Below are 12,878 nucleotides of genomic sequence, written 5' to 3' on the forward strand. Positions count from 1 at the left end.
TCTCCTTTTTATTCCGGATTTGAAAATTGGTGACTGAACCAGTAACTCACTCTTCCAAAAACACGCAGATCGTTTTCCATAATCTTATTTTCAATCCACTGTGTTTGAATATCGATCGAAATCGTTTTCATAGGACGCACAACAATACCTGCTACTGCTGCGATCATAGATTCACTTTTCCCGCTGCCGTCCGATAGCTCATAAAGAGAATATGTCGCTCCGATTGTTGGGGTTATCAGCCGATCGAAAAACGGATAGACTGCATCAAAACTAATCGAATGCAATTTTCCGGCAAAACCGCTTGTCCCGGCATATTGAAAACCTCCGTAATTTGTGCTCACGCCGGCTGTATATCTCATGCTTTGATCATCGTCATATTGAACATACGCGACTCTTCCAATCGCATTCGCCCATGGACAAACCGCGTATTCAATACCTCCTTCGAATTCTTCCACAGATTCAGATGGGAAGAGTGTAAAAAATGTGTTGTAAAATATTTTCGGTGTCCGATGAATAAATGTTCCCGTCATCGTCAAATCGGAATTCAAACGCACTCGCCCATCGATCTCTCCTTTTAAGATTTCGTCTCGGTTCAATTCGTAATCGAACCTGCCGTAAACAGAATAATTATTTCCGAACTCATAACTTACGTCAGCACCGATGACTTGTTCTTTACGCGCAGGAGGTTCGATAAGCATAGTTACCGGATTATATGCAGAATCGGAACGAACAGCCCAGTACGATTTAACTTCGCGCTGGCGGTTCATATAACTTAAACCCAAACGCATTCCTTCGATGAATTTTCCGACAACCTGACCACCGACAAAATAATTATCTTTAATATTATCGAAAGCTTTAGAACGGAGAGCCGTAGACACGTTTCCACCGCCATATCCGGTTACAGTCAGTTGCGATGTAATCTCCGATTTGAAAAGTGCGCCATCGATTATTCCGTTGCCGACACCTGCGAAAACCGGAACACGTCCTAACCGCGCTTCGAGAACACCACCGATATTTTTCCATTGCAGATAAGCGTTGTAAACTCTCACCTGACCGTTATCGCTCAATGATTTTATTCCACCGGTAGCACCGTTTAAAAACGTATGAAGAGAAACATCTCCGAATGATGCGTTTACTTCGGCGTTTTGGTAAATCCGCGTTATTATGTTCGATTGATCAACGGTATCGAATTTCTCCCACGTGTAGAATGAGGTTGAAAATCGTCCATTTATATTTTGCGCGACCGAAAATGCGGATAATACTAAGATAGAAAGAAGCAAGAAAAAGAGAATCTTATTTTTCATGAACACCCGTTTCATATGATGAATTCAACCTTTCCTGTTTAATTAATTCAATGCTTTGAATATCAAAAATTTTAACATGAAAATCAATAGGTAAGATGACATATTTGGAAATCAATTATCAAAAAAATGATAAAAAAAAGCATCTCCGGATTGAGATGCTTAGAAATGCGAATTCAAACAGACGGATTAACGCACACCGAACATCCCGATTGAGGCATGTGCGTATTCCACAATTGGTGTGAAATATAAACCCAAAAGCAAAGTGGGTATTACTAAAAGAAGTAGTATGACAATTTCCATATTGGAAAATTGTAACGGTTGTGCGTTTGCTTGCGGATCGCGGAGGAACATATTTCGCAGCACACGCACATAGTAATATAACGACACAACACTATTAAGAACACCGACTATAGCCAGCCAAAACACTTTTGCGCTGATGAGAGCCGAAAAAAGATAAAGCTTGCCTATGAATCCGGCTGTTGGAGGTACACCTGTCAGCGACAATAAAAGTATTGTCATTGATACACCGATAAGCGGAGCGCGGAATCCCAATCCGCGATAGTCATCAATATTTTCGCTGCCAATTCGGTCTGCTACCAGCATTATCACATAAAATGCGCCTAAATTCATGAAGAGATAAATTATAAAATAAATCATCACGGCGGAAATACCTTCGTTGCTAAATACAACTAAACCCATCAGCATATATCCTGCATGTGCAATACTTGAATATGCGAGCAGACGTTTTAAATTTTTCTGTGAGAGGGCGACCAGGTTTCCGATGGTCATAGATAGCACGGACAATACAATGAGCGTAAATTTCCAATCGAAGCCGCGAAGAACTTCCCACATCCCGGGTCCAAGATTCCCGACTGCAGGATTGATGAAAGTGACTTTGATAACTCTTATCAGCATGGCAAATCCGGCGGCTTTCGATGCAACCGAAAGAAGCGCGGTGATTGTAACAGGAGCGCCTTCGTAAACATCCGGTGTCCAAAAATGAAACGGCACTGCGGAAATTTTATACCCGAAACCTACCACAATGAAAATGCCGGCAATTATCAATGCGGCTTGGTTTACATTATTCAACATTAACACCTGATGAATATTGTTGATATCGAGCGAGCCGGTCAATCCATATATTATCGAAATTCCGTAAAGCATAATTCCGGATGATAACGCTCCATATATGATATATTTCAAAGATGCTTCGCTTGAATCTTTCGCTTCATTCGTGTATCCGGCAAGAATGTACGATGTTAAACTTGATAATTCAAGCGCGAGGTACATCATTAGAAGATTGGTCGCGCCGGTCATCAGAAACATTCCGAGTGTAAGAGCAATTATCAGAGCATAATATTCTCCAACTCCTTTGGATCGTCCTTTTAGTTCTTTCGAGTAAACCGAAAAAAGAATCACAAAAAACGAGCTCATTAAAATAATCGCTTTGAAGAAAAGTGAAAACGGATCGATGGCAAACATGTCGAAGAAAATTGAACGAGTTCCAACCGTACCTTGCTGCACCAAAAAAGAGGCGGTAATAAGCAATGCTATTAGCGCGAGGTAAGCAGTAAGTTCGTTGCGTTTTCTTAAAAACAGATCGGCAATAACTATGAAACAGAAAGCAACAACGAGTGTCGTTTCAGGTTGAAAATATTTTATACTTTGTAATATTTGTTCAAGCATTTAGCAGTACCATTCCTTGAATGGGAGAAAATTATTGTCCAAGCAACATTGCTCCACCGCTTTGGTTTAAAATACTCACCAAATTATTAACGGCAGAGGTCATAAGATTGATAGCCGGCGACGGATAAATTCCGAGAATTATAACTATTATCGCCAGCGGAATAAGAGTAAACAGCTCTCGCCCGTTAATGTCGGGAAGCGATTTCCATTTTTCGGGAATTGTTCCAAGAAATACGCGTTGTAATGTCCATAACATATAAGCCGCGGTCAGTACAATTCCGGTTGAAGAGGCAATCGTGACCCATCTGATCGATTCAACCTGAAATGCCCCGAGGAACGAGAATGCCTCGCTGATAAAACCGCTCAATCCCGGTAAGCCGAGCGCAGCAAAGAAAGCAATTGTCATAATTCCCGAATACTTCGGCATCTGGTTCATCAATCCGCCGAACTCGTTCAATCCGCGTGTATGCGCGCGATCGTAAATTACACCGACGATCAAGAAGAGCATTGCGGTGATTGTGCCGTGATTGAACATCTGCAGTATTGCGCCCGTAACCCCCTGAGTGTTCAGCGCAGCCATTCCCAGAATTACAATCCCCATGTGACTGATGCTGGAGTACGCGATAAGTTTTTTGAAATCATCCTGCGCCATCGCAACAAGTGCGCCGTAAACAATATTGATGAAACCGAGAATCGCGAGTGGCACTTGATAATGGAGCGTTGCATCGGGAAACATCGGAAAACTGACACGAAGAATACCATATGTTCCCATCTTCAACAAAACACCTGCAAGAATAACGCTGATTGCGGTAGGTGCTTCAACGTGCGCATCGGGTAACCATGTATGGAACGGAAAAATCGGAACTTTAATCGCAAAGCCAATGAATAACGCGATGAATGCCATATACCGCCATGAGGTTCCAATACCTGCAAGGATGGAACCAGGATCGTAATTAGTCGGGTTCATCATCGCGAGCATATTAAATGTATGAATCTTTTCCCCCGATGCCGGGTCGATAATTGAGACGCTGAAATAAAGCGCCAACATCGCAAGAAGCATGAGCACGCTTCCGAATAATGTATAGAGGAAGAACTTTATCGCGGCATATTCGCGGCGTGGTCCGCCCCAAATACCGATCAAGAAATACATTGGCAGCAGCATCACTTCCCAGAAGACGTAGAATAAAAAGAAATCGAGCGATACGAACACACCCATCATGCCTGCATCGAGAAGAAGGAGAAGAGCAAAATATCCTTTCAGAGATTTTTCAATCCCGAAAGAAGCGAAGACCGCGATGAATGAAATAATCGCGGTGAGGATTACCATCAGTACGCTCAATCCGTCTATTCCGACAAAATAATCAATGTGAATTCTTCCGAACCACGAAACAGATTTAATATCGATCCAACTGGCTTTTTCTACATATTGAAAACCTTCGGGCAAATTCACACCTGCAAGACTGCGGTTGAAATTCATGTAGATGAATACAGCCAATATCACTTGCAGCGCGGTAAACAGCACCGATGTCCAACGTATCGCCTTCTTGTTATCTTTCGGCATCAGCAGAACGAAAATCATCCCAACAACTGGCAGGAATGTTATCCAAGATAGTATTCCGACTCCAAGAAAACTCATGTGCACTTAACCTTTTTAATAATTAAAAACTTTGTCAAAAAAATATTAATTAACGAAAAATATAAAACAATACCATAACACCGAAGAGTACAAACACAATGTAAGTTTGTACACGCCCGGTTTGAAATTTTCGGAATATTAATCCGAAAAATCCAGAGACATACGCAATGCCGTTTACAAGTCCATCCACGACGTGCTTATCGAATCCGCCCGCACCCGACCAAAAGAAAAAGAACGATAGAGCACCGCTTAACACTGACATTATAATTGCAAAACCGATAGCTCCTTGTGCCCAGAACCATTGTCCCGTGAAGAATGCAACAAGAATAGAAAGCAGAGCTCCAAATAAAATAAATATGAGAGAACTGTATCGTGTTTCTTTTCTATGATCGTTATATCCAAAAACTATTGCTTTTGTCCAGCTTGCAGTACCGTTTACAATACCATCTATGATATTATTATCGAACCACCGGAGAATATTTGTGAATGCGAGTGTTGCACCTACGACCATTTTGCCATAAAGCTCATCAAAATACCATTTATTTAAAAGGAATTTATAGACTGGGTTTAACTTTTCTGCGACAACATCGGCATTGATCTTTTTCCATTTATATGTTGTATATGCGAGCAATATTCCAAGTCCGGCAACAATCAATGATAGAACCATAGCTGTAGTGTGAGAATGATGCAGGGCTTCTTCAAATTGAACAGCGCCTGTCGCTTGAACAGCCGCAGGAACAATCATCTCCGGTTTTTCGATTGCATGGTAGAACCAGCCGGAGGAAGCACCAAACGGATTGAACGAGAAGAAGATAAAGAAACTAAGTATGGCGAAAATTATCAATGGTATTGTCATCGTTTTTGGAGATTCATGGATATGCTCTAAACGCTGATTGTCTACCGGCGTGCCAAGAAATGTTAAAATCACAAGTCGGAACATATAAAATGCAGTTAAGCCGGCGACCAAAAATCCGATGATCGGAATTAAATAATGTCCGGTCAATCCGCCGAAAGCTAATGTGCCTGCAAGAACTTCATCTTTGCTTAAAAATCCTGATGTAAACGGAACTCCCGAGATAGCTAGAGTATAAATTAAAAAAGTTGCAAAAGTTATTTTCATCTTCTTGGCAAGTCCACCCATATTTCTTATATCTTGCGGATCTGTGTGATGATCTTTCTGATGATGAAGAGCGTTGTGCATCGCATGAATCACCGAACCGGAACCGAGAAATAATCCGGCTTTGAACATCGCGTGAGTTGTCAGGTGAAAGAATCCTGCTGTGTAAGCGCCAACTCCCAAACCCATCACCATATATCCGAGTTGAGAGATAGTCGAATATGCAAGAACTTTTTTAATATCATTCTGAGCGATAGCAATTGTAGCAGAAATAAACGCGGTGATCGCACCGATATAAGCTATCACCATCAATGCGTCCGCAGTCATGATTGGATACGTGCGTGCGACAAGATAAACACCAGCGGCAACCATGGTTGCGGCATGAATAAGGGCGCTAACAGGTGTCGGACCTTCCATAGCATCGGGCAGCCATACATGGAGTGGGAATTGCGCAGACTTACCTATTGCACCGCAGAAAATAAGAATACCGGAAGCCGTGAGCCATCCTTCGCTTCCCATAGGAATTTTTCCGGAACTTATAGCAAAAAATATTTCATTGAATCCGAATGTTTTAAAAGTATAAAACAGAATCATGATACCGGCAAACATACCGATATCGCCCACCCGGTTAACGACAAATGCTTTTATAGCGGCGTTCGATGCCGATTTTTTCTCATACCAATGGCCTATCAGAAGATATGAGCTTAAACCAACCAATTCCCAACCGACGTACATTGTAAAAAAGTTGTTCGTCAGAACAATTAAAAACATCGAAAACGTGAATATTCCGAGATATGCGAAGTATCGGGAATATCTCACATCCCCGTGCATGTAACCGATTGAAAAAAGATGAACAAGCGCGCTCACGATGCTTACAACAACAAGCATGATTGCCGAAAGATTATCCAGCACCAAACCCAAAGAAATTTTTAATGCGCCGAGGAGCGGTACAATACCGAAATCTATCCAGAGAAAACTAAAATTTATGGCTTCGGGAATGCTCGTTAATTTTATGTAGAGGATTAAAGAAGAAAAAGCAAGACAGATAAAGAGAATGGAAGTACCGAACCAATCTCCCTGTCTTGAAAGTTGTTTCCCGAAAACAATGAGAACGATAAAACTGAAAAGTGGAAGAAAAAGTATTACGAGTGATAATTTTACAAGCAGTTCCGGTGTCAAATCGTTACTCCTTCAACTTATTAATTTCGTCAACATTTACCGTCTTGAATTGTTTGTAGATATTCAAAACGATTGCCAGCGCTATCGCCGCTTCTGCCGCCGCTAATATTATTACAAACACTGCTATCATCTGTCCGTCTATCTGCATTCCGCCGTAACGGGCAAATGCAATGAAGTTGATATTCGCGGCATTAAGTATCAACTCGATTCCCATTAAAACGAGGATAGCATTACGGCGTGTGACCACGCCATAAAGACCGAGCGCGAAAAGTATTCCGCTCAGGAAAAGGTAATGTGATAATCCGACTTGCATGATGATTTCAATAATAATATTTAATAAGCTTTATGCAGATTGACTTTTTGATTTATCGCGCCGGGCAATGTAAGCGGCACCGATTAACGCCACCAATAAAACTACAGACGCTATTTCAAACGGCAGTAGATATTTTGTCATGAACATCGTTCCAATTTCATTGGTTGTAGATTTCATTGGCGGTACGCCTTCTACAGTCAGCCAATCAGTCACAACGAAAACGCCGCATAGCGTTCCGCCGATAATTGCCGTAATAATAGAACCGGGAACGACGTTTAATATTCCTGTTTTAATTTCTACGTTAATAACTTTATGAGTCAACATCACTCCGAACACTAGAAGCATCAAAATTCCACCGACATATATTAAAATTTGTGCGACAGCGATGAAATCGGCATTAAGAAGAACGTAAATGCCCGCGACTCCGAAAAAAGTGAATAAGAGTGAAAATGCAGAATAAATAATATTCCGTGAATAAACCGTTATAGCAGCCGAGACAAGCGTTATTAACGCGAAGAAGTAGAAAATAATATCAACAAGATTCATAGATATACCTTACGATGGTTGAACCGGGGGTGGTTGTTGCGCCGGCGGTGCAACAGGTGTTGTTTTGACTTGCGCGGCAGCGGCAGCTTTTTTTGCAGCTTGTTCTTTTTCATATTCCGCTGCTTTGGTTTTCACTGTTTCAACTTCTTCTTTGGTCAGAGTTACGAAATTATAAAGCAAATTATTTCTATCGAATTCCGAAAATTCGTAAACCTCTGTCATCTTTATACATTCGGTTGGGCACGGATATACGCAAAGACCGCAGAAACAACATTTTGCGATATCGATATCAAATTTTGTAACCCAAAGTTTTTTCTTCTGACCTGATGAAGTGGTTCCAAGATCGTCGGTCGGTAATGATTTTACGGTTTCAATTTCAATGCAATTAACCGGACAAGCCATCTCGCATTGCAAACAACCGATGCAATCATCCATATTTACATACAAACGGTTCCGGGCACGTTCGGGCAGCTTGGGTTTAACGTCGGGATATTGTATGGTAACCGCCGGAATAAACAAATGACCGAATGTTACCCGCATCCCGATCAGTATCGACCATATTGTTTTATAAATATCTGAAAAATATTTTCTCATTATCATTATCCTAACTTACAACATCACCCACAAACCGACCGCGATCACACAGGCGAAAGCCCATGGTGTAAGAACTTTCCACGAAACATACATCAGTTGATCTACCCGCAACCGCGGTAAAGTCCATCTCAGCCACATTTGAACAGATACAAGCAACATTCCTTTAGATAAAAACCAGAAGACACCCCAGATTGGTCCGCTTAGAAATTCACCGAATGGACTGTTCCATCCGCCGAAGAATAATGTTGCCGCAACTGCCGATACCGCGAACATATTTACAAACTCGGCAAACATGAACATCGCGAATTTCATTCCGCTATACTCAGTTATATATCCGGCTACAAGTTCCGATTCGGCTTCAGGGATGTCGAACGGAACACGATTCACTTCGGCAAGTGAAGCGACAAAATAAATAATAAATGCGACGAATATAAAAGGAAATTTCTGAAATGCGAACCAATTCCAGAACCATCCTGTTTGTAAATTATTAATTTCCTGAAGCGATAATGTTCCCGCAATCATGACAACAGCAAGAACGGCGAGCACTGATGGAATTTCGTAACTTACTATTTGGGCTGTTGCCCGCATAGCTCCGAGTAGCGACCACTTATTGTTCGAAGCCCAACCCCCCATCAAAATCCCCACAACCGCGAGTGAAGTGATCGCAATGATATAAAACACTCCAACATTTATATCGGCTCCGATAAATCCACTGCTGAACGGAATCACTGCATATCCCGCGTAAGCGGCGATAAAAATAATATATGGCGCGATATTAAAAAGAGTTTTATCTGCCGCCGCCGGAATAATATCTTCTTTCTGTAAAAGCTTTAACATGTCTGCGATAGTCTGAGACCATCCGTGCCATCCGCCGGTGCGCATCGGACCAAGCCGGTCTTGCATATGTGCCGATATTTTTCGTTCAAGCCATATAGCGAATAATGCATAAGGCACAATCCAGACTAACGGAACAATGCCCATTATAATGTATACAAAAATATCATTGTCGATAATATTTCTAAGAATCTGTTCCATACTTTTTACCTATCGACCTCTCCTAACACGATGTCAAGACTTCCGGCAATCGCAACGAGGTCTGCAATCATACCGCCGCGGGAAATTTCCGGAATCACACTGAGGTTCACAAACGATGGGGATCGAGCTTTGATACGATATGGTTTACCGCTTCCATCGCTGATCACATAAAATCCTAATTCGCCTCTAGCCGATTCGGTTCGAACATAAACATCGCCCGGATTAGGTCTGATGCGTTTAGGAATTGCGGATGCGACGTTTCCTTCCGGAATTTGGTTGAGTGCTTGTTCAACAATATTGATGCTCTGTTCCATCTCACGAATTCGCACCATATATCTATCCCAGCAATCGCCAACAGTACCGACTTCACCTTTGCCGATTTCCGGTTGCCAATCGAATTTATGATATACCGAATACGGATCATCGCGACGAAGATCGAAGTTGACACCTGAACCGCGAAGCACTGGTCCCGAGCAACCGTAAGAGATCGCGACATCTTTTGGGAGAATCCCGACATTAGCAGTTCGTTTAATAAAAATTTCGTTATAACTTAAAAGATCGTTGTACTCTTTTATTTTTGGTTTGAAGTATTGGCAAAAATCTTTCGCTTTATCGATGAATCCGGGAGGAAGATCATGCGAAACACCTCCAACCCACATATAATTGTAAAGAAGCCGGGCACCGCATGTCATTTCAAATAGATCTAAAATTCTTTCCCGTTCCCGAAACATATAAAGAAAAGGTGTGAATGCGCCTATATCAAGCCCGTATGTTCCTGCGGCAATCAGATGCGAGGCGATTCTTTGCAGTTCAGCCATTATAACCCGAATATATTCAACTCGCTCCGGCACTTGAATTCCGAGAAGTTTTTCAACGGCTAGCACGTAACCAAAATCCATGTTCATCGCCGCGCAATAATCCATGCGATCAACATAAGGGACCACTTGTTGATATCCGGTCATGTTTTCTGCATGCTTTTCGAAACAACGATGAAGGTAACCGATGTGCGGAATAACATCAACGACAATTTCTCCATCAACCACAACCTCGAGCCGCAACACACCGTGAGTTGACGGATGCTGGGGTCCCATATTTATAACCATCTCTTCTCTTCGAAGGGTTGAGCCGGTAGATGTTTTAATTGATTCTTCTAAAATTTCAGCCATAATATCATTCAATAAGGAATTTTCATGCCTTGATAAAATTCCGGGGTTTTATAATCTTTTCGAAGCGGGTGCCCTTCCCAATCATACGGCATCAAAATGCGACGAGGATCGGGATGACCGATAAAAACTATTCCGATCAGGTCATACACTTCACGCTCGTGCCAGTTCGCCGTATTCCAGAGATGAGATACCGACGGCACTTCAGCTTTATCTTTCGGAACTTCAACTTTCAGGTTCAGCTTGTGTCGATGTTTCATCGAAAATATATTGTACACCGCACCAAGTGTTCCTTTGCCGTAATCAATTCCGCTCAAGCACATTAGAAAGTCAAACTCAAGATCTTCATTGCTCCTGATAAAAGCAGCTACGTCTGAAACCGATTCAGGTGTGATTTTTATGAACGGATCAACAACGCCTTCAGTCTTTGATTCTATAACTGCCGCAGGGAATTGTGATTTTATTTTTTCGTGAATTTCTTGATGGGTCATATTTCAGGCACTCTTTTTAGCTAAACTTTCTGAGCGGATTTTCTCTTGCAATTTCATTATCCCTTCCAACAACGCTTCCGGTCTCGGTGGACACCCAGGTATATAAACGTCAACAGGAATTACTCGGTCAACTCCTTTTAAAACATGATAACCATGTTCCCAGTACGGACCGCCGCAGTTCGCGCAGCTTCCCATGGAGATTACATATCGTGGTTCCGACATTTGATCGAATAATAATTTTATCCGAGGGGCCATTTTCATCGTAACCGTACCGGAAATGATCATTACATCTGCTTGTCTTGGGGTTGCGCGGAAAAAAACTCCGAATCTATCAAGATCATAATGAGATGCACCGGTAGCCATCATTTCAATAGCACAGCAGGCAAGCCCGAATTGAACGGGCCACATCGAAGAGAGCCGAGCCCAGTTTAACAGTTCGTCCATTGTTGTAATGACAATATTACTGTTGTCAAATTTTTTATCTAATAATCCCATATTCTATATAAAAAAAATTATCTGGTATTCTTTATTGTTCCGAAATTTTTACCTGTTCGGAATTCACAGAGGGAAGCTGCGGTGCTGGCTTGTCCCATTCAAGATCCCCCTTTACCCACACATAGGCATAACCAACAAACAAAATGGCGAGAAAAACAAGCATTTCTATAAATGCGAACATCCCGAGATTCTTAAACACCACTGCCCAGGGTAACAGAAATACAACTTCAACATCAAAAATCAAAAAGATCAAGGCGATTACATAAAACCGAATATTAAATTTGACAATTGCATCGCCAACCGGAATTTCACCGCATTCGTAAGTAGTTAGTTTCGATGGATACCATCTCTTGGGACGAATTATCCATGCGGCAATCAAACCAGCGGCGACAAATAATCCACCTATCAGGAAAAAAATAAAAACTTTGCCGAAATCTGTAAGCATTTATTGAATTGCAGAGTATTTAAGGGATAATAAGAATTAGCACGTACAATTTAAAAAAATCCGATGGAAAGTCAAAATATGCTGATAATTTTATCTTGGTAATTTTAGGTGTTATTTGTCATTTCTTCGCAGAAAATTTTTCTTGACTTTTTCGGAAAAGTGTTGTATTATAATATAGAGCATTAGGCAGGATCCACGGTTTCTGACTTCGCCTCCCAAGTTGGAATGCCCACCTGCCAATGCTCTTTTTATTTTCACTCCGAACATAGATTTCCAACTAAATTATTTGCAACCGAGCACAATAAGAATAAGGTAAGCTTATTCAGCTGACCATTTTGTTTCAGGCGTATTCGAAAGAGAATTTGATAAGCGAGCAATTACAAAGAGAAAGTCTGATAAGCGATTAAGATAGATGACTGGAAAATCACGAACCGATTCATCCCGCGTTAAACGAACTAACAACCGTTCCGCTCGTCTGCAAACCGTCCGTGCATAATGAAGCATTGCGGCACATTTATTCCCTCCTGGTAAAATAAAATTTTTCAAAGGTGGAAGTCTAACCTCGATGTCATCGATCAGTTTTTCGAAACGAATTATATTATCGGTAGAAAGAAATTTTATTGAAGAATTTTTCACACCGGTAGGAGTTGCGAGTTCCGCACCAAGCACGAATAGTTCCGATTGAAGATCGCACAACAGGAGTTCAATTTCCTGATGTTCATTCAGTGAGCGGCTAAGACCAATCAAACTATTTAACTCATCAATGGTTCCGTATGTTTCTATTCGGAGTGAATCTTTCGGCAATCGTTTTCCGCCGAATAACGATGTTTCCCCCTTATCTCCGGTTTTGGTATAAATTTTCACACTAAAAATT

General features: G+C 41.5%; 12 protein-coding genes and 1 pseudogene. All 13 read right to left on the bottom strand.

What is annotated here, in order from left to right; all coding sequences use genetic code 11:
* Nucleotides 1-8: 8 nt before the first annotated feature.
* The 13 genes and pseudogenes from HZB59_03370 to HZB59_03430 all read right to left on the bottom strand — a co-directional run bounded on the left by HZB59_03370 (nt 9) and on the right by HZB59_03430 (nt 12,868).
* Complete coding sequence (locus HZB59_03370; protein MBI5020454.1) at nt 9-1,304, bottom strand: hypothetical protein; 1,296 nt, start codon at nt 1,302-1,304, stop codon at nt 9-11.
* A gap of 186 nt (nt 1,305-1,490) precedes the next feature.
* Entirely contained in the window at nt 1,491-2,990 is a 1,500-nt protein-coding gene (locus HZB59_03375; protein MBI5020455.1) for an NADH-quinone oxidoreductase subunit N, read from the bottom strand.
* A gap of 31 nt (nt 2,991-3,021) precedes the next feature.
* Nucleotides 3,022-4,605, bottom strand: a complete 1,584-nt coding sequence (locus HZB59_03380; protein ID MBI5020456.1) for an NADH-quinone oxidoreductase subunit M — start codon at nt 4,603-4,605, stop codon at nt 3,022-3,024.
* A 70-nt stretch (nt 4,606-4,675) separates the two neighbouring features.
* Nucleotides 4,676-6,922, bottom strand: coding sequence for an NADH-quinone oxidoreductase subunit L (nuoL, locus tag HZB59_03385; protein ID MBI5020457.1), 2,247 nt, complete (start codon nt 6,920-6,922; stop codon nt 4,676-4,678).
* Nucleotides 6,923-6,926: 4 nt separating this feature from the next.
* On the bottom strand, nt 6,927-7,235 hold the full coding sequence (gene nuoK, locus HZB59_03390; GenBank protein MBI5020458.1) for an NADH-quinone oxidoreductase subunit NuoK: 309 nt from the start codon (nt 7,233-7,235) through the stop codon (nt 6,927-6,929).
* A gap of 30 nt (nt 7,236-7,265) precedes the next feature.
* The gene (locus tag HZB59_03395) at nt 7,266-7,781 is read right to left on the bottom strand and encodes an NADH-quinone oxidoreductase subunit J (GenBank protein ID MBI5020459.1); all 516 of its coding nucleotides are present in this window, start codon (nt 7,779-7,781) and stop codon (nt 7,266-7,268) included.
* Nucleotides 7,782-7,790: 9 nt separating this feature from the next.
* Entirely contained in the window at nt 7,791-8,375 is a 585-nt protein-coding gene (locus tag HZB59_03400) for an NADH-quinone oxidoreductase subunit I (GenBank protein ID MBI5020460.1), read from the bottom strand.
* 15 nt (nt 8,376-8,390) lie between these two features.
* The gene (gene nuoH, locus HZB59_03405) at nt 8,391-9,410 is read right to left on the bottom strand and encodes an NADH-quinone oxidoreductase subunit NuoH (GenBank protein MBI5020461.1); all 1,020 of its coding nucleotides are present in this window, start codon (nt 9,408-9,410) and stop codon (nt 8,391-8,393) included.
* Nucleotides 9,411-9,415: 5 nt separating this feature from the next.
* Nucleotides 9,416-10,576 carry an NADH-quinone oxidoreductase subunit D gene (locus HZB59_03410; GenBank protein ID MBI5020462.1) on the bottom strand — a complete coding sequence of 387 codons (1,161 nt, stop codon included), beginning with the start codon at nt 10,574-10,576 and terminating at the stop codon, nt 9,416-9,418.
* 8 nt (nt 10,577-10,584) lie between these two features.
* Nucleotides 10,585-11,064 carry an NADH-quinone oxidoreductase subunit C gene (locus HZB59_03415; GenBank protein ID MBI5020463.1) on the bottom strand — a complete coding sequence of 160 codons (480 nt, stop codon included), beginning with the start codon at nt 11,062-11,064 and terminating at the stop codon, nt 10,585-10,587.
* 3 nt (nt 11,065-11,067) lie between these two features.
* Nucleotides 11,068-11,559: an NADH-quinone oxidoreductase subunit NuoB gene (gene nuoB / locus HZB59_03420; protein MBI5020464.1), complete on the bottom strand. Its 492-nt coding sequence runs from the start codon at nt 11,557-11,559 to the stop codon at nt 11,068-11,070.
* A 31-nt stretch (nt 11,560-11,590) separates the two neighbouring features.
* Nucleotides 11,591-12,013 (bottom strand): annotated as a pseudogene (locus HZB59_03425) (NADH-quinone oxidoreductase subunit A).
* 309 nt (nt 12,014-12,322) lie between these two features.
* Nucleotides 12,323-12,868 carry a cob(I)yrinic acid a,c-diamide adenosyltransferase gene (locus HZB59_03430; protein ID MBI5020465.1) on the bottom strand — a complete coding sequence of 182 codons (546 nt, stop codon included), beginning with the start codon at nt 12,866-12,868 and terminating at the stop codon, nt 12,323-12,325.
* Between the last annotated feature and the right edge of the window lie 10 nt (nt 12,869-12,878).

It is taken from the genome of Ignavibacteriales bacterium (genome assembly GCA_016214905.1).
Lineage (GTDB): Bacteria > Bacteroidota > Ignavibacteria > UBA10030 > SZUA-254 > PNNN01.